At 41.7% G+C, this 18,444-nt stretch carries 14 protein-coding genes; 2 read left to right on the forward strand and 12 right to left on the reverse strand.

The window, feature by feature from the left end:
• Positions 1 to 19 precede the first annotated feature (19 nt).
• From H171_RS19390 to H171_RS19400, 3 genes are read right to left on the reverse strand one after another with little or no spacing between them, the layout of a single operon-like run.
• The gene (locus tag H171_RS19390) at positions 20 to 361 is read right to left on the reverse strand and encodes a PTS lactose/cellobiose transporter subunit IIA (protein WP_038285086.1); all 342 of its coding nucleotides are present in this window, start codon (positions 359 to 361) and stop codon (positions 20 to 22) included.
• Positions 362 to 383: 22 nt separating this feature from the next.
• On the reverse strand, positions 384 to 1,643 hold the full coding sequence (locus tag H171_RS19395) for a PTS sugar transporter subunit IIC (protein ID WP_100306587.1): 1,260 nt from the start codon (positions 1,641 to 1,643) through the stop codon (positions 384 to 386).
• A 22-nt stretch (positions 1,644 to 1,665) separates the two neighbouring features.
• Positions 1,666 to 1,971: a PTS sugar transporter subunit IIB gene (locus tag H171_RS19400; RefSeq protein WP_100306588.1), complete on the reverse strand. Its 306-nt coding sequence runs from the start codon at positions 1,969 to 1,971 to the stop codon at positions 1,666 to 1,668.
• A gap of 199 nt (positions 1,972 to 2,170) precedes the next feature.
• Between H171_RS19400 and H171_RS19405 the strand changes: the two genes are divergently transcribed.
• Positions 2,171 to 4,090 (forward strand): BglG family transcription antiterminator, encoded by a 1,920-nt coding sequence (locus tag H171_RS19405; RefSeq protein ID WP_100306589.1) that lies wholly within the window; start codon positions 2,171 to 2,173, stop codon positions 4,088 to 4,090.
• A 77-nt stretch (positions 4,091 to 4,167) separates the two neighbouring features.
• Here the strand turns inward: H171_RS19405 and H171_RS19410 are convergent, their stop codons facing one another.
• The 7 genes from H171_RS19410 to dnaA all read right to left on the reverse strand — a co-directional run bounded on the left by H171_RS19410 (position 4,168) and on the right by dnaA (position 14,359).
• Positions 4,168 to 5,484: a hemolysin family protein gene (locus H171_RS19410; protein ID WP_186802664.1), complete on the reverse strand. Its 1,317-nt coding sequence runs from the start codon at positions 5,482 to 5,484 to the stop codon at positions 4,168 to 4,170.
• Positions 5,485 to 5,672: 188 nt separating this feature from the next.
• Complete coding sequence (gene gyrA, locus H171_RS19415) at positions 5,673 to 8,234, reverse strand: DNA gyrase subunit A (protein ID WP_100306590.1); 2,562 nt, start codon at positions 8,232 to 8,234, stop codon at positions 5,673 to 5,675.
• A 14-nt stretch (positions 8,235 to 8,248) separates the two neighbouring features.
• Complete coding sequence (gyrB, locus tag H171_RS19420; RefSeq protein WP_100306591.1) at positions 8,249 to 10,162, reverse strand: DNA topoisomerase (ATP-hydrolyzing) subunit B; 1,914 nt, start codon at positions 10,160 to 10,162, stop codon at positions 8,249 to 8,251.
• Positions 10,163 to 10,183: 21 nt separating this feature from the next.
• Complete coding sequence (gene recF, locus H171_RS19425; protein ID WP_100306592.1) at positions 10,184 to 11,269, reverse strand: DNA replication/repair protein RecF; 1,086 nt, start codon at positions 11,267 to 11,269, stop codon at positions 10,184 to 10,186.
• Between the two features lie 55 nt (positions 11,270 to 11,324).
• Positions 11,325 to 11,531: an RNA-binding S4 domain-containing protein gene (locus H171_RS19430; protein WP_100306593.1), complete on the reverse strand. Its 207-nt coding sequence runs from the start codon at positions 11,529 to 11,531 to the stop codon at positions 11,325 to 11,327.
• A 71-nt stretch (positions 11,532 to 11,602) separates the two neighbouring features.
• Positions 11,603 to 12,724 carry a DNA polymerase III subunit beta gene (gene dnaN / locus H171_RS19435; RefSeq protein ID WP_100306594.1) on the reverse strand — a complete coding sequence of 374 codons (1,122 nt, stop codon included), beginning with the start codon at positions 12,722 to 12,724 and terminating at the stop codon, positions 11,603 to 11,605.
• 258 nt (positions 12,725 to 12,982) lie between these two features.
• Positions 12,983 to 14,359: a chromosomal replication initiator protein DnaA gene (gene dnaA, locus H171_RS19440; RefSeq protein WP_100306595.1), complete on the reverse strand. Its 1,377-nt coding sequence runs from the start codon at positions 14,357 to 14,359 to the stop codon at positions 12,983 to 12,985.
• A 464-nt stretch (positions 14,360 to 14,823) separates the two neighbouring features.
• Here dnaA and H171_RS19445 point away from each other — a divergent pair, with 464 nt between their 5' ends.
• Entirely contained in the window at positions 14,824 to 15,453 is a 630-nt protein-coding gene (locus tag H171_RS19445; protein WP_100306596.1) for an ECF transporter S component, read from the forward strand.
• A 70-nt stretch (positions 15,454 to 15,523) separates the two neighbouring features.
• On the opposite strand, the gene H171_RS19450 is transcribed toward H171_RS19445, so the two are convergent.
• Positions 15,524 to 16,960, reverse strand: coding sequence for an MGH1-like glycoside hydrolase domain-containing protein (locus H171_RS19450; RefSeq protein ID WP_100306597.1), 1,437 nt, complete (start codon positions 16,958 to 16,960; stop codon positions 15,524 to 15,526).
• 79 nt (positions 16,961 to 17,039) lie between these two features.
• Entirely contained in the window at positions 17,040 to 18,410 is a 1,371-nt protein-coding gene (locus H171_RS19455) for an ABC transporter substrate-binding protein (protein ID WP_100306598.1), read from the reverse strand.
• Positions 18,411 to 18,444: the final 34 nt, after the last annotated feature.

Raw genomic sequence — 18,444 nt, forward strand, 5'->3', positions numbered from 1 at the left:
CCTTCCCGATTTTATGAATTTATTCCTGATTTTCCAGGCGTTTCAAACGCTTTTCCCAGCTTTCAAAGATTTTGATCATTTGCTTTGCAATATTGATTTCACTGTATATGGTCATTAATGTATCCTGTGCATGGGCGAAAATCAATGAATACTCTGTTTTTTCTCCTCTTGTTTCTCCCTGAATGGCATCTGTCTGGATCCGGTGTGCCTCAGTAATCTTTTTCTGCGCGTCCTTCATTTTTTCATTGGCTAAAATAAAATCCTGATCGGCAATGGCTGTTAATGCTTCTTTGCACAGTAAACGTGCATCTCCCGCATTCATAATGATGCTCATTGCAGATTCTAGTGTTTTTTCATCCATGTTTAATCACCCTTCTTATTACTTATTTCTTTTCCTCAGCTTTTTTCTCTGCTTCTGTCTCCTGGTTGTCATAGATACGGAAAAAAGGATACCATATGACAGTTGAGATCAATGCACAGACAGCCATTAAAATAACACCTTTGATACTTCCTGTTGTCAGCCATGTGGAAATAGGAAATGGACAATACCACATATCAAACACCCTGGTAGGAATCGGTGCAAATGGAATTACTTTTGTAAAAATCCAGACTACCGTAGGAAGTATAATACCCATCAGCCACATGGGAATCATCATAATTGGATTCCATGCAATGCATCCGAATACGACCGGCTCGTTAATATTAAAAATTGCAGGTACGAAACAGGCACGTCCGAGTGCTCTCAATTTATTGCTCTTTGCAAATATGAGCATAATTACTAACGGCAATGTACAGCCGATTCCGCCGATCCATAAATAAGCAGAGTATACCGTGGGATCAGTGACCAGGTTTAGTGTCTCATGGGTAGCAGTTCCGGCCGCTGCCATGGTAACATTGGCGGTAATAGCCATGAGCATTGCCGGTTTGTAAACCGGGGTAAGAACCCAGCTTGAAATTCCCAGGGAATATAAAAAACAAACAAGCAAAAGAGATAGTACAAATCCCCAAGGAGTCTGCATAACATTGGAGATTGGCATAAATATTGAAAGTAAGATATTATAAAGATCAATCCCAAGCAGATCTACTAAAATCCATAGAGAACAAACGATGATTCCAGCCGGCAGCATTAAATCAAACCAGGCCCTAACAAAATCAGGTATAACGGAATCCTCTTTAAAAAATGAGAACTTTCCGAAGATCCCCATAATAAAACCTGTAAAAGCACCTGCAGTAATCGCTACAAACATACCTCCGGCTCCTAAAGATGCATGCTGGAACCCAGCTTGCCCATCCTTTATCACCTGAGGTGAAATAATAATTAAAAATGCTACTACACCGGAAAGCGCTGCAATAATTCTCTGTCTGCGCAAACGCTTTTTTTCCATTAAGTTAAATGGTATTAAAAATGCCACAAATAATGATAACAGCCCCATTGTCCAGCCAAACGGAGTCCAGAAATTTGGCCACCACTCCCAGCCAAAGACTTCTCCGGGGACTGTTAAAAAGCAGAATATTGATCCCAACAAAATAAATGGAAGCACCTGCATAATAGAATCTTTTAAAGTAGTAACCCATACATTATTATTAATTTTGTTCATCTTTGGTGCGAAACTATGCTCTAACCAATGAATTAACTGTTTCATCCTTCTCCTCCTCCTTATTCACTCAGCCCATTTCACTCAGCAAATGCTCCAACGCCATATCCCCATTTAATGTGGAATAATACTCCGGCTTCATTAAGATGACCTTAACAGTCTTTCCACCTGTATATTCCTCTATTTCATCCATGATATAAGCCAGGTGAGGTCCTACCATAAGGGCATCAATTTCATCAATATAGTTCTCGATTTCACTTTCTCCTCTGGCCTTAATATTAATCTCCATTTTTTTGGCCGCCGCTGCCTTTCTTATATTAGCTGCCATAAATCCGGAGCTTGCACCAGAACCGCAAACCAGTAATACATTTAACATAAATAAAATCCTCCTTTATCTGTATAATAAGATTTATGAGATCATGAAAACATCATTTTGCTCTCACAATGTATTTGATGTATTCATTATGACTTTTTTCAACTAATAATTCCACCAGACATTTGCACATGGAGCGTGCAAAACTTTGGTGGAAAAATCCTTTCCAGACTCTTATAATAGACAGAAGGAGGATTTTACTATGGGGCCAAAACTATTAAAATTGATTCGTATCTTGCTGATGCACACAAATGAAATGACTGCTTCTGCTTTAGCTGCTGAAATGGGGGTATCGGAGCGAAGTATAAAAAATTATATTTCAGAAATCAATGACAACCATCCTCAGACCATCCTCTCTTCCAGGAAGGGATATGCTATAAAAGCAGAGGCCGGAAGAAAAATATTAAATGACTCCGGCACTCACATCCCCCAGTCTTCCCAGGAAAGAATGGTTTATATTATCAACCTTCTGATCAAACAGGAAGCCGGCATTGACGCATACGACTTGTGTGATTCCATATATATCAGCTATTCCACACTAAAAAATGAACTGGGAGCTGTAAAAAAGAAGCTGAGCCAGTTTGATTTAAAGCTTTTGAATCAAAAGGACAATTTGTCCATTGATGGACTGGAAAAGAACAAACGCCGTTTGCTCAGTTCTATTCTATACGATGAGTCCAACATTAACTTTGTAAGTTTAAAAACAATTCAGCATGTTTTTCCTGATATTGAAATTGAATATATAAAAAATACATTGCTGAATATTTTTGATAAATATCAATATTTTGTTAACGACTATTCTCTGATCAATATTGTACTGCATATTACCATAGCCATTGACAGAATCAAAAATCACAATATCAATACTCAGGATGTTCAGGAACTGGCTCAGATACGGCATCATGAATATGAACTGGCAAGCCAGGTCACAAAAGAATTGGAAAATCATTTTCATATCACATATAGTGAGGCGGAAATATATGAACTTGCCCTGCTGCTGATTTCAAGAGCTACCACCATTGATTATAAAAGCATAACCACTGCAAATCTGGAGGACTTTATCGGCAAGGAATGCTTTGACCTGGTGGAGGAGATGATTCAGTCTGTGAATGCTTATTATTATATTGATCTATCGGAGCCTGAATTTCTGATTCGCTTTGCCATTCATATTAGAAATTTACTTCAAAGATCGAAGAACCAGCAGTTTTCAAAAAATCCTTTAACAGAAGAAATTAAAACATCCTGTCCTTTAATTTATGATGTATCCGTATATTTATCCGGAATCATCAAAGACCGCACGGGGATCATCATAAATGATGACGAAATTGCTTATATCACTTTTCACCTGGGGAGCACCCTGGAAGCACAAAAAAGTCTTAATAAAAAAGTAACTGCTATATTATACTGCCCTAACTATTATGATTTAAATATACGTCTGACAGATACCATCAATCAGCACTTTTCCTGTGAAATGCTGATAACCAACATCATAACGGATGATACGGCTTTAGAACAGGTTCCTAAATGCGATTTTATAATGTCTACGGTTCCTCTTCATAGCTTTTATGGGGTGGACATCGTTCATATCGGAATGTTTTTTACGGACAAGGATATTTCTGTGATCAGAAATAAAATTATATCCGTAAGAATCAATAAAAGGAAAGCGACCTTTAAAAATTATTTGGAGCTTCTGATTATCCCTGAATTCTTTGAAAGAAGAAATGACTTAAACACAGAGGGGGATGCAATCGAATATCTGGCCAGTAAAATGCATCGGTTAGGTTATGTTGATGAGACATTCCGGGAAGATATCTACACACGTGAAAAACTTTCATCTACTGCATTTCATGACTTTGCAATCCCTCATGCAATGAAAATGCATGCAGAAAAAACCGGGCTGAATATTTTGATATCAGATTCTCCTGTCTCATGGAACGGCAAGCCTGTTTACCTGATCATCATGATGTGTTTTAACAAGAATGACCGATATATTTTTAATGAAATCTTTGAGCCTCTCACCATGATGCTCACGGACAGGGAATTTATTAAGAAACTGATTCAGGTCAAAGACCATGAAACCTTCATCCAAATGCTGACTGATAACCTGGAAGTGACCTTCTAGTACAGAACTTTACAGCTGCATACAAAAAAAGTTGTCCTGGCTCTTTAAGCTGGACAACTTTTTTATGCAGTTTTAAATTATTTTTCCTTTATCCGGACAATGGCATTCTTTATTACTTTATCTTCCATCTCTAAAATGGTATAAAGATTCTTTTCATCCTCCAGCTCCAAAGGAAGCTGTGATTTCTTTGGTATAAAACCAAGTATTTCGATCAGATATCCTGACAAGGTATCACAGGAGCTTTCAATTTCTTCATGAAGCACATCATCCAAATCATACAGGGATATACTTCCTGCCGCTTTATATACATTAGGTTCCACTTCTATCAGCTCCGGTTCCCAATCATCATATTCATCAGGGATATCCCCTACAATTTCCTCAATCAAATCCTCCATGGTGATAAGACCGGAAACTCCTCCGTACTCATCCACCAGGATGGCCATTTTAGTTTTACTTTTTTTCATTTCCAGAAATAAATCATCTGTCTTTTTATTTTCCGGTATAAAATAAGGCTTCTGCATGATGGTTCGGATATCAATACCCGCCTGATCATACTTATTCATTTCTATGATAAAATCCTTCATGGATAAAATACCGATAATATTATCAATTTCTTCTTCATAAACTGGAATTCTGGAATGTCTGCTGTCCAGTATCTCATTAAGGACAAGTTCCATGGGATTTTTGATATCCACTGCCACCATATCCTGTCTGGGGGTCATGATTTCTCTGGCTCTTTTATCATCAAAGAGAAATATAGAAGTAATCATTTCCTCTTCGATTTTATTGAACACTCCGCTTTCCCGACCCAGTTGGAGCATAGATCGAATTTCTTCTTCTGAAATTTCTTCCTCCAGATTATCCGTTTTCATGCCAAGAAGCTTTAAGATTCCATTGGTTGACATAGAAAGCAGCCTTATGAACGGAGCCATGACTTTTGATACGAAGTAAATAGGACGTACAGCGAATAAGCTGAACCATTCCGCCTTTTGCAATGCAATCCGTTTCGGTACCAGTTCTCCGAATACCAGGTTAAAGTAAGACAGGATAATGGTTACTGTCACCATGGCAATACTACGGCTGTAGGGGATTCCCAAAGCCAGCATCTTTCCACCAAGTATCTGTGAAATTCCTGTTGCAGCGGATGCACTGGAAAAGAACCCGGCAAAGGTTATAGCTACCTGGATGGTTGAAAGAAAGCCGGTTGAATCTTCAGAAAGCTTTTGAATCAAAGCTGCCTTCTTATTTCCGCTGTCAGCCAGCATCCGGATCCTGTTTTTGTTGACTGATACAACAGCCATTTCCGCTCCCGCGAAGAATGCATTCATTAAGGTTAAAGCAATTAATAATAAAATCTGTGCGGCTATCTGCGCCGCGCCTGGGTCACTGTCCAAGCTGGTATTCCTCCTTTTTTTAGGACACATTTTGTCCATGCAGAATCTTCCTGCTAAATTTCAATAAGGAAAAGACTTTGAATGCAGTAAAATTATTATTTCTGCATTCAAAGTCTTTTACTGAATTATTGATGGTAAACATTATAATATAAAAAATTAAATATTACAATATCATTCGTGTTAAAATTTTATTCCTCTTCAGGAACCTCATCCGTTTCGGTGATTTCTTCCAGAATCACTTCATCCTGGATATCCAATTCTTCCAGGCCTTCTCCGTCGGACTTGCTTCCGTCATCCCGTACCTTGGCAATGCTGGCAACTTTGATATCAGAATCCTGATCAATGTTCATTAACTTCACTCCTGATGTATTTCTGCCTATCACAGAGATATCATTGACAGAAATACGGATCACGATACCTTCGGTTGTGATCAGAAGGAGATCATGGTCATCCTCAACCAGCTTGGCTCCTACGATATCACCAGTCTTCTCTGTGATCTTATAACACAGAACGCCCTTTCCGCCTCTTCTTTGAGGAGTAAATTCTTCAATAGGAGTACGCTTGCCCATACCGTTAGCAGATACGATCAAAAGCTTTGGACCCTGGGACTCCTTCTGCATGCCAACGACCTGGTCATCATTATTAAGCTTCATACCGATAACACCAATGGATACACGTCCTGTGATACGGACATCCTTTTCATGGAACCGGATGCACTGGCCCTTTTTTGTTACCAGGAAAATATCCTTTGTATCGTCGGTTGCTTTAACCTCAATCAGTTCATCATTTTCCCGAAGGACAATGGCCTGAAGGCCGTTCTTACGGACATTGGCGTATTCCCTCATAGGTGTTTTCTTTACCATTCCGTTTTTGGTTGCCATGAAGAGGAACTTGTCATCGTCGTATTCTTTCATGGGGATGATAGCTGTAATGCTTTCTCCTGGAAGCATCTGCAGAAGGTTCACAATTGCAGTTCCTCTGGATGTTCTGCTTCCTTCCGGAATCATATAGGTCTTTAACCGGTAAACACGGCCTGTATTAGTAAAGAACATCAGGTAATGATGGGTTGTTGTCATCATCAGGTCTTCGATGTAATCCTGGTCAATGGTCTGCATTCCCTTGATTCCCCTGCCGCCCCGGTTCTGGTTCTTGAAGTTGTCAATAGACATCCTCTTAATATATCCCAGTTTTGTCATGGCGACGATGGTGTTTTCATCGGGAATCAAGTCTTCCATGGACATATCGTATTCATCAAAGCCGATGGAGGTTCTTCTGTCATCTCCGAACTTTGCGGAAATGATGGATATTTCCTCCTTGATCACTGCTAAAAGCTTTTTCTCATCGGCAAGGATGGCCTTTAACTCTGCAATCCTTGCTTCCAGTTCCCTGAATTCATTCTCAAGCTTTTCTCTTTCCAGACCGGTAAGAGCTCTCAAACGCATATCCACAATTGCCTGAGACTGGACATCGCTTAAGCCGAAACGGCTCATGAGTTCTGCCTTGGCTGCCTGGACATTTGCCGAACCGCGGATAATCCTGATGACTTCTTCAATATTATCCAGGGCAATGAGCAAGCCTTGCAATATGTGGGCTCTTTCTTCTGCTTTATTTAAATCGTAACGGATTCTTCTGGTAACAACTTCCTTCTGATGATCCAGATAATAATTTAACATCTGAAGGATGTTTAACACTTTTGGTTCCAGAACACCGGAACTATTTTTAACAAGTGCAATCATGATCACACCAAAGGTATCCTGAAGCTGGGTATGTTTGATCAGCTGATTAAGTATTACATTGGCATTCGCATCCCGGCGGAGCTCAACACAGATCCTCATACCGGAACGGTCGGACTCATCCCGTAAGTCAGTAATGCCGTCTATCTTTTTATCCTTCACCAATTCTGCAATTTTTTCAATGAGGCGGGCTTTATTAACCATGTATGGAAGCTCGGTTACAATGATCCGGCTTTTTCCGTTTGCCATAGCCTCAATATCGCTGACAGCCCTGACACGGATTTTTCCTCTACCAGTGCGGTATGCTTCTTCAATTCCCCGTTTTCCGAGGATGGTTGCTCCGGTTGGAAAGTCAGGTCCTTTGATGATTTCCAGGATTTCTTCCATGGTGGTTTCTCTGTTTTCTTCCACCTGATTGTCAATAATATGAACGACCGCATTGATGACCTCTCTTAAGTTGTGAGGTGGGATGTTGGTAGCCATACCAACAGCAATGCCTGAGGTACCATTTACCAGAAGATTGGGATAACGGGCCGGAAGGACATCCGGTTCCCTCTCTGTCTCGTCAAAGTTGGGGCTGTAATCAACGGTATCTTTGTTGATATCCGCAAGCATCTCCATGGAAATCTTACTTAAGCGGGCTTCCGTATATCGCATGGCAGCCGCGCCGTCTCCATCCACGGAACCGAAGTTTCCATGACCATCCACCAACGGATATCTGGTAGACCACTCCTGTGCCAAATTCACCAGCGCTCCGTAAATGGAGCTGTCGCCATGAGGATGGTATTTACCCATGGTATCACCGACGATACGGGCACATTTACGGTGTGGTTTATCCGGACCGTTGTTGAGCTCGATCATGGAATACAGAACTCTACGCTGAACCGGTTTTAAACCGTCTCTTACATCAGGCAGGGCTCTGGAAACAATGACGCTCATGGCATAATCGATATACGATTTTTCCATGGTCTTTTTTAGGTCCACATTATGAACTTTATCAAAGATATTTGGTTCCATTTTATTTCCTCCAATTAAACATCAAGATTCTGTACATATTTGGCGTTGGCTTCGATAAATTCACGTCTTGGCTCTACCTGATCGCCCATTAAGGTGGTAAAGGTTAAATCCATTTCGGATGTGGTGTCCTCATTCATGATAACACGCAGAAGAACTCTTCGTTCCGGGTCCATGGTGGTTTCCCAAAGCTGTTCTGCGTCCATCTCTCCAAGACCTTTATAACGCTGGATCTTATTGTTGTTGTCACGACCGATTTCCTTTAAGATGGAATTAAGTTCATCATCGCTGTAGGCATACCATACCTTTTTATTTTTTTCCACCTTGTATAAAGGAGGCTGTGCCAGATATACATAGCCCTCCCGGATAAGCTCCGGCATGAAGCGGTATAAAAAGGTGAGCAACAAGGTGCTGATATGGGCACCATCCACGTCGGCATCGGTCATGATGATAATTTTATGATACCTTAATTTACTTAAGTCAAAGTCCTCATGGATTCCTGATCCAAAGGCGGTAATCATGGCCCTTATTTCCGCATTGGCATAAATCCTGTCAAGCCTTGCCTTCTCCACATTAAGGATTTTTCCTCGCAGGGGAAGGATGGCCTGAGTGTTTCTGGAACGGGCCGTTTTTGCAGAGCCTCCGGCACTGTCTCCCTCTACGATGTAGATCTCGCAATTTTCCGGATTTTTATCGGAACAGTCCGCAAGCTTTCCAGGAAGTGCCATCCCCTCAAGGGCGGTCTTTCTCCTGGTCAAATCCCTGGCCTTTCTGGCTGCGGCTCTTGCCCGCTGGGCAAGGATTGATTTGTCGCATATAGTTTTTGAAAGGCTTGGATTCTGTTCTAAATAATAGGTGAACTGTTCCCTTAAGAGGTTATCCACCGCTCCCCTTGCCTCACTGTTTCCTAATTTCTGCTTTGTCTGGCCCTCAAACTGAGGCTCCTCGATCTTAACGCTTATAATAGCTGTCAGACCTTCTCTGATATCCTCACCGGATAAGTTGGTTTCATTTTCCTTTAACAGCCTGTTCTTTCTGGCATAATCATTTAAGGTGGTAGTCAGGGCACTCTTAAAGCCTGCCAGATGGGTTCCGCCCTCTGGAGTATTGATGTTATTGACAAAGCTGTAGATATTCTCAGTGTAGGAATCATTGTGCTGCATGGCTACCTCAACATAGACGCCATCCTTTGTTCCTTCACAATAAAACACCTGATCATAGAGAGGGGTTTTTCCCTTGTTCAAATAGGTGATAAACTCCTTGATGCCCCCTTCATAATGGAACACGTGCTCCCGTTTATCTTCTCTCTCATCTTTCAGGATAATCTTTAAGTTTTTGGTTAAAAATGCGGTTTCACGGAGACGGATCTTTAAAGTATCATAATCATAGACCGTTTCCTCAAAAATATCATCATCGGGAAGGAAGGTAACCTTTGTTCCATGCTCATCCGGGCCGCAATCTCCTATGACCTTTAATGGATACATGGTCTTTCCCTTTTCATAACGCTGTTTATAGATCTTTCCATCCTGGCGGATTTCCACTTCAAGCCACTGGGAAAGAGCATTTACTACAGAAGCGCCCACGCCGTGAAGACCACCGGAAACCTTATATCCCCCGCCGCCGAATTTGCCGCCGGCATGTAGGATGGTAAAGGCCACCTCTACCGCCGGAATCCCGGCCTTTTTCTGGATACCTACGGGGATCCCTCGTCCGTCATCCACGACTGTAATGGAATTGTCAGGATGGACAATCACCTCTATGCTGTCGCAATATCCTGCCAGAGCCTCATCCACCGCATTGTCCACGATCTCGTAAACCAGATGATGAAGTCCCCTTGTGGATGTACTGCCGATATACATACCAGGTCTTTTTCTTACTGCTTCAAGACCCTCTAATATCTGGATTTGATCTGCACCATATTCTTGACTCATATTTGCACGCTTCCTCCTGAATTAATTTTCACTTCCTACGGTACCGCTTACCACCCTGAATATTTTATCAACGGGAAACCGGTTTCTTACAAATTCTTCCAGTCCCGTACAGGTGATCACGGTCTGTATATGATTGATTCCTGCAAGTAATTGATTTTGTCTGCTGCTGTCCAGCTCTGATAATACGTCATCCAGTAAAAGGATGGGATAATCATATACTGTTTTTTCTACCAGTTCTATTTCTGCAAGCTTTAAGGACAAAGCCGCTGTCCTCTGCTGTCCCTGGGAACCAAACCGGCGAATGTCGATTCCGTTGATGATGAAACTTAAATCATCCCGGTGGGGTCCGGTAAGCGTAGTTTTCTGCTTGATATCCTGCTGCCTGCTTCGCCTTATGACATCTTCAAACACATCCGCCTCTACATTTGGCTCATAAAGGATTCGCAGAGTTTCCTTTTCCCCGGAAAGCTTCCGGTGGATGGGTCCTATGATTCCATCCAGCTGTTCTATAAATGCTTTCCGGTAACCTATCATTTCCTTCCCATATTGGACCAGCTGCATGTCCCATATGTCCAGGGTTTCTTCATAATCAGGCCGGAAAGCCATATCTTTTAACAGTTTATTGCGCTGCGTCACGATCCGGTTATACTGCACAAGGGAATGGACGTAAAGCTTGTTTAGTTGACATAATTCCAAATCAACGAACCGGCGTCTTTCGGCAGGCCCGTTTTTTATGAGATTTAAGTCCTCTGGAGAAAAAAATACAACGTTGACGATTCCAAACAACTCACTGGCCTTCCTTATGGGAACGCCATTTACTGCCACGCCTTTGGCTTTATTCCTCTTCAAATGCATGTCAATCCGGTATGGAATATCTTTCTTTCTGATGTTTAGCTTGATATGCGACTCATCCCTGTCAAATTGTATGATTTCCTTATCCTTGCTCCCTCTGTGGGATTTTGTCGTAGCACAGACATAGATTGCTTCTAAGACATTTGTTTTCCCCTGGGCATTGTCCCCATAGAGTATATTGGTTCCATGACTGAAATCCATATGTAATTCATCATAGTTGCGGTAATTCTTAAGCTCTATCGATTCAATGATCATGGATGGTGTTATTTCCTCCTATTGTCCATTCCTTTTGGACATAAAGGTATGGGCATTACTCGATTTTAATGGTATTACCATCAAAAGTGACTACGTCTCCGGCTCTTAATTTCTTTCCTCTCTGGTATTCTACCTGGCCATTGACCTGCACAAGACCATCCTCAATGACAAATTTTGCATCAACCCCTGATCCAACCATACCGGCTGCCTTTAAGGCCTGTCCCAGCTTGATGTATTCATCCCTTAACTTGATTGTCTCCATAGATTCCTCTCTATTGCCCATTTTCGGGCATAAATGGTTGTTCCCATCTTTCCTTTGCCTATACGGACAGTTTAAACAGCTGCCGCATTGAAGTTGACAGGAAGGATCAGGTAAATATATTTGCCCTCTTCATCCCGGATAAAGCAGGGGGATTTGGGATTCAGCATGTAAATGGTTACTTCTTCGTCGTCAATAATTCTTAAGGCATCGATCAGGAACTTTGGATTAAAGCCGATCATGATGTCACTTCCTGTTTTATGAATCGGAACCTGGGCATTCATGGAGCCAAAGCTGGAATTCATCTTAAGCTGCATTTCCTGATCTTCGATATTCATGATCAGGGGCTTTTTATCATTTTCCCTTACCAGGATGGTTGCCCGGTCAAGACAGTCCAAAAGCTCTCTTTTATTAACAGCGGTCTTTGTCTCATAATCGCTTGATAGCATCTGATCAATCCGGAAATATTCTCCTTCAATTAAACGGGAAACAACGATGGTATCATCAAATTCGAATAAAATGTGGTTGGTACTGAAGAATATAAGCACTTCCTTTTCATTGTCTCCGCCAAGAATCTTGCTGACTTCATTTAGAGTCTTGCCAGGAACGATGACTTTTATATCATGATAAGTATCTTTTAATTCAATATTTCGGATAGATATCCTGTGACCATCCAGAGAAACCACCTTTAACTGGTTCCCGGATACCTGGAAAAGCTCTCCGGTCATCATTTTATTACTGTCATTGGGAGCAATGGAGAAAATAGTCTGGCGGATCACTTCCTTTAATGAGAACTGGGAAAGGCAGATATAATGATCCCGTTCAATATACGGAAGATAAGCAAATTCCTCCCCATCCCGTCCCTGGATATGGAATACGGAGTTTTCACAGGAAATAGTGGTGGTAAGCTTTTCATCACTTTCAATGGTAACAAGGGAATCTCCTGCAGAAGAGAGTTTTCTTACGATCTCTGAAAGCAGCTTTGCCTCAAGGGCGATTTTTCCTCTTTCCTGGATGGTTCCTTCTACCTTTGTTTCTATTCCCAGCTCCATGTCATTGGCGGTCAGTTTGATCTCTGATCCGCTGGCATCGATGAAGATGCATTCCAGGATGGACATGGTTGTTTTACTGGGAACTGCTTTCAGTACAATGTTAATGCCGTTTAGGATCGCATCCTGTTTAAATGTCAGTTTCATAATTGTTGATAACTCCTTTGCTCTAGAAATTGCAATAAATAGATGGATGATATAGTTAAATTCCGTCGTATTAGTAGTAGGGGCTGTGGGTTTGTGTATAAGCCTTGATAACCTATATAAAGGTTGATGTTTCCATGTTCATAACAGTGTGAATAACGTCCACAAAATCGAAGGAAAACTTTAAGGTTATCCACAAGTAGATGAGAAACGATTTAAGGCTCTTAATTGTCCACAGGGTATTAACACCTAATACACACCTTATTGTGGACTAATCTTCTTTTTAAGAATTTCAATGGTGTTATTTAAAGTATCGTTTTTGTTTATCTCTGCGGTAATTTTTTCTATCCCATGGATGATGGTGGTATGGTCCCTTCCTCCCAGGTATTTTCCAATCATCTGCAAGGGGGTTCCAACCATGTCACGGCAGAGGTACATAACGATCTGACGTGGATAAACGATTTCTTTGTTCCTTTTCTGGGAAGAGATATCAAGAGGAGTAATGCCGTAATGATCTGCAACAACCTGTATGACAAGTTCCGGTGTAACTTCCCGCTTGTCATTAGGGGATATAATGTCCTTTAATGCTTCTTCCGCCAGTTCTACGGTGATCTCCTTATTATCAAGGCGGGAGAGGGCCACGATTTTTGTCAGGGCGCCTTCCAGTTCCCGGATGTTGGATTTGATGTTGGTTGCTATGTATTTAATGACTTCATTGTCAATGTTATAGCCTTCCATTTCTTCCTTTTTCCTGAGGATGGCCATTCGGGTCTCATAATCAGGGGACTGTATGTCCACGGTTAAGCCCCATTCAAACCGGGAACGGAGCCGTTCCTCTAAGGTTTCGATTTCCTTAGGCGGTTTATCAGAGGAAATGATAATCTGCTTTTTAGCCTCGTATAAGGCGTTGAAGGTATGGAAGAATTCCTCCTGGGTACTTTCCTTACCAATGATAAACTGGATATCATCGATCAGCAGAACGTCATTGTTTCTGTATTTCTCACGGAATTCAGTAGGAGAGAAGTTGTTTTTATTACGGATCGCATCGATCAGCTCATTGGTGAATTTCTCACTGGTCACGTAGAGAACCTTTGCAGCCGGATTATTCTTTAAGATAAAATGGCCGATGGAATGCATTAAGTGAGTTTTTCCAAGACCCACGCCTCCATATATGAACAGAGGATTATAAATTTCACCTGGGGATTCTGCAACAGCCAAAGAGGCGGCATGAGCCAGGTTATTGTTGGCACCTACCACAAAGGTATCGAAGGTGTATTTCGGATTTAAATTTGCGGTAATGATTGCCGACTGGCTGACCAGATTTATGGTATTGGTAATAAGAGTGTTGCCAGCAGGGGCGGACGCGGCCTCTTTTGGAAGTTGATTTTCCACAACAAAATCAACGCTACACTCAAATCCAGTCACTTCTTCTATGGTGATCTTTAGAAGAAACCCGTATTTTTTGCGGATGTATCCCAAGAATTCCACATCCGGTACCGTGACGATGACTTTTTCGCCGTTTACAGAATAAACTTTTAGCGGAAGAAGCCAAGTTTTAAAAGACACGTCCGTAATTTCGTGTTCTTCTTTTAAATTAAATAAGATATCATCCCATTTTTCCTTTAACTTTTCTAACATTGTAAGTCTCCTACATTTATAAAAATGCAAATATGCGCATTTACCCAATCTACAGTTCATTCTATACTATTTTGAAACAATTTTCAATGATAATAGAAAAAAATTGTGGATAAGTGTGTGCAGAGGATGTGTATTGCATGTGAATGATGTGTTGATAATCATCCAGAGAGAGAGTTGTCCACAAAAAAGGGATATTTGGTAAGTTCTGTTATTCACATCCCGGGAACGTGGAAATTATATGGGCTGAAAGGACAGGCCTGTGAATAAAACAACAATTATCAAGATAATATCCAGAGAGTTTTCCACAAGTTATCCCCATAATGTTGATAAGTTTATGTAAATTAACAAAATGGACGAAAATTTCCTGACGTGGATTGACGGATAAAAGCTTTCTATAATATAATGCACATGTAACCAGATGCATTGTATCTTTATAAAAGAACAGTAGCACAGGAGGTAAAAAAATGAATATTGAGAACAAAACCCGTAGCCTGGTACTGGCAGCCGTATTTGTTGCCATTATCATCATCATGGCGTTTACGCCCTTTGGGTACATTCCCCTGGGATTTATGAACGCCACGATCATTCATGTTCCGGTCATAATTGGAGCCATTATTCTTGGACCAAAATATGGCGGATGTTTGGGAATGGTATTCGGACTGACCAGTCTGTGGAAAAATACCTACATGCCCAATCCCACTTCCTTTGTATTTTCTCCTTTTATTAAAGTAGGAGAGTACGGGGGGAATATAGGAAGCCTGATCATTTGTATGATTCCCAGGATTCTTGTAGGAATCGTAGCCTATTATGTGTTCCGGGCGGTATTAAAAGCTTTGGGTGAAAAAAGCGGAAAGAGGACCATCGCTTTGGCGGCCGCAGGAGTTGCAGGATCATTAACCAATACTTTATTGGTAATGAATCTGATTTACTTATTTTTCGGAAAAGAATATGGACAGGCGGCAAGGGGACTGACGGAAGGAATCTATTCCGTAATTATTGGAATTATATGCATCAACGGAATTCCGGAGGCCATTGTGGCGGGAATACTTACTGTGGCGGTCTCACAGGCATTATTTAAGGCTATGAAAGGATAAACACTAATAAAAAATGAGCCAACGCTCCATGTATTTTGTGGAGCATTGGCTTTTACTATTATATTGTGACTTATAAAAATGTTTTTATTTGTCTGATATCTGCATGTGTATTAAATTGTTTTAAATCCAATAGTTTCCCATTTATATCTGTAATGATCTTTAAGTCTTTTCCGGCTTCAAAAATTTTTTTACCGTCAACAAAGGCTTCTGACTGGAAGCCTGAATTTTTTATTTTAAATACATGTTTTCCCCATATCTGCTCATAGAGACTTTCGTGTCCTCCTGTTGTTCCCCAGTAAATCTTATCATGTTCCATATGAATCCCATACATACGGGCTGCATATTCCATGACGGAAAGCATGGCAGGGCCATAGGAATCTTGCATTCCTTCTAAGGATTCTAAAGAGGGTTTTCCGGTGAAAGGATCATACTGCTGTACAAAAATGCATGTTTCTCCGATTGCGCCAAACAGTTTTTCTCCCAGATATGGGATCAGATGATCATAGCCATAATTTTCAAGAGCACGGATCGCGCGCTGATACGTGAGCGCCTCCGATTGGCCGCTCCAGTCGTTGGTGGTGATATTTCGAAATAGAGGATCATTTACCGCAATGGATGGAAGCGGCATATAAGTCCAGAATTCTTCCGGATTCAGTAAGTGCCGTGTAATAAAATGGTCGGCCATGTGCTGGGTCAGGCTGTTCCAGTGCATGGCTCTTAAATTGTTATGGGTCATAATATTCATGACATTGTGATGCCGGTCCCGGTCAAAGCAGGCACCTTTTTCTTCATCCCACAGATAATTTTCTATTTTTTTCTGAACGGATAATGCTTTTTTTAACCAGAATTCAGCCTTATTTTCATTTCCCTGTATTCTGCAAATTTTAGAAAGAGTTTCCCTTGAGGAATATGAAAAGCTCATAATATCCATGGAGGCCATGGGAACGATCCGGCAGTTTTTAGGGGGAACTTCTTTACTCCAGGAATCCGGTGCATCCCCGTACCGGAGGGCATGATCTTCTCCGGTATCGTATTTACACCAGCTTTCCAGACAGCCATCCCCATCAGAATCTCTTACATTCCATAAATAAGTGTCAAATTGTTCTAATGTAATATAAAGAAGATTTAAATATTCCGGGTCTTTTCCTATTAAATAATACATGTTAAGAGCTGAAGAGGGAAAGCAGAATCCCTGAAATTTATTGAACTGGGGGGTGATTTTTCCATCTATAAAAGCAATGCTTCCAGGTAATCGGCCATCCTCCCGTTGATGTTCCATGAACAAAAGATGGTTATTCAGTCCGGCTTCCATATTCCTTTTTGCGTACATTTCTCCGCCCATGGGTTGGGTTTCCAGCCATATTTTTTCGTAGCCTCCGCCTTCGATCAGTACAAGCCTGGTATCGAAACGTTTCAAATTATTTAATGTTTTTTTTTCGGCGGAATCCATGAGCTTTTGCAAAAGTTCATAAGAAGTCTGAAATGATACACTTGTTTGTATATTCACATTTTGCCTCCAAAGGTCAGGTGTGAGGTGTTATTGAAACAGGAGAAGCCAAGCGGTTTCTCCTGTTGATTAAGTTTTATTATTTTATGATAAGCCTTTGTATAAGATCAAAAAGATCTGCAGCACCCTGGTCTACGGTTGTACTGCCATAGGCAACGTTCTGTCCAATGAGATGTAATTCATTTATGAATTCCTGATCATTTGGCAAATTTGGACCCTGAGGAATGGAACGGTCACTGATTGCGTCATAAATTGCATAGACAGCTGCATCAATTGGTGTGGACTTACCGGAGATTGCTTCACGCACAACAGGAGAGCAGGGAATCCCCCGGTTCGTGCCAAGAATCTCACCGGCTTCAGGGCTTGACACAAAGTAATTAATAAAAAGGGCCGCTGCTTCCGCATTCGGGCTGTTCTTGTTGATTCCAAGATACTGGCTCATCTGGATCGCGTATGCTTTTTCACCGCCTGCGGGAAGTGTGGTCGCTCCCAGTTGGTCAGTCATCGCCGCCTGATAGCCGGCTACCTGATTGCTCCATATCATTCCGATTGCAGCTTTTCCTGCGACCAGGGCAGAACTGTCAGCGCCTGTTTCAGCATAGGTTGCGGTTGTATCTGCATCTGGTATCAAGCCTTCTTCCCGTAAACCGGCCCATAGCTGAATCCACTTATTTGAAGTCTCCAATGTCATATAGCTTTTGCCGCCCTGGTCAGAGGTCCATAATGGAGTTCCTTCCTGTTGGCAGTAGTAGCTAAAGTAGTTGGCTTGATTGGTACTGTTATCAACAAAGGGGAACACGCCATCCGGAAGCTTAGATTTTAATTCCTTTCCGTAGGCAATCAGTTCATCCCAGGTTAAATTGTAATCGGGGACGGAAGCGCCAACGGATTCGATCAATGTTTTGTTATAGGCGAGAACAAGCGTATTGGTCCCAAGGCTGACAGCATAAAGATTTCCATCCTGGGTACCGGCATTAAGGGCTACCTGGTCAAACTGCCCTGCAGTATTGATCACAAGCTGTTTCCCGAGAAAGTCGTTAAGAGGAGTGAGATACTGTATGTAATCCGGATAATTGCCCCCGAACTGGATCAGATCAGGAGCATTATTACCCTGAAGCTGGGTATCAATGATCTGGAAGTGATCGGCAGTACCACCATTCGGTTCACCTGTAACTTTGATATCGGGATAGGCGGCCATGAACCGTTCTATCACCTGATTGGTGAGGGAAGCCCGTTCATCGTTGCCCCACCAGCTAAAGCGCAGTTCAGCCGCTCCACCGGTATATGGGGGAAGGCCGTTTGTATCTGCCGGTTCACTTACCGCCTTTTGTGATTCTGTGGCTGCCGCAGTGGCCGCCGCTTCTGTTGTTTGCTGAACGGCCTTGGAACTGCAACCCCATAAGGAAAGGACTGTGCAGGCGGCTAACAGCAGTTGAATCGATTTTTTCATAGGATTCTCCTTTTCATGTTATTTTTATTGGAAC

Origin of the sequence: [Clostridium] celerecrescens 18A, assembly GCF_002797975.1 — a bacterium.
Taxonomy (GTDB): Bacteria; Bacillota; Clostridia; order Lachnospirales; family Lachnospiraceae; genus Lacrimispora; species Lacrimispora celerecrescens.

Bases quoted from the DNA above. Each gene is read 5' to 3' on its own strand.
- H171_RS19390 (WP_038285086.1), bottom strand. From the start codon at position 361: ATGGATGAAAAAACACTAGAATCTGCAATGAGCATCATTATGAATGCG.
- H171_RS19395 (WP_100306587.1), bottom strand. From the start codon at position 1,643: ATGAAACAGTTAATTCATTGGTTAGAGCATAGTTTCGCACCAAAGATG.
- H171_RS19400 (WP_100306588.1), bottom strand. From the start codon at position 1,971: ATGTTAAATGTATTACTGGTTTGCGGTTCTGGTGCAAGCTCCGGATTT.
- H171_RS19405 (WP_100306589.1), top strand. From the start codon at position 2,171: ATGGGGCCAAAACTATTAAAATTGATTCGTATCTTGCTGATGCACACA.
- gyrA (WP_100306590.1), bottom strand. From the start codon at position 8,234: ATGGAACCAAATATCTTTGATAAAGTTCATAATGTGGACCTAAAAAAG.
- gyrB (WP_100306591.1), bottom strand. From the start codon at position 10,162: ATGAGTCAAGAATATGGTGCAGATCAAATCCAGATATTAGAGGGTCTT.
- recF (WP_100306592.1), bottom strand. From the start codon at position 11,269: ATGATCATTGAATCGATAGAGCTTAAGAATTACCGCAACTATGATGAA.
- H171_RS19430 (WP_100306593.1), bottom strand. From the start codon at position 11,531: ATGGAGACAATCAAGTTAAGGGATGAATACATCAAGCTGGGACAGGCC.
- dnaN (WP_100306594.1), bottom strand. From the start codon at position 12,724: ATGAAACTGACATTTAAACAGGATGCGATCCTAAACGGCATTAACATT.
- dnaA (WP_100306595.1), bottom strand. From the start codon at position 14,359: ATGTTAGAAAAGTTAAAGGAAAAATGGGATGATATCTTATTTAATTTA.
- H171_RS19445 (WP_100306596.1), top strand. From the start codon at position 14,824: ATGAATATTGAGAACAAAACCCGTAGCCTGGTACTGGCAGCCGTATTT.
- H171_RS19455 (WP_100306598.1), bottom strand. From the start codon at position 18,410: ATGAAAAAATCGATTCAACTGCTGTTAGCCGCCTGCACAGTCCTTTCC.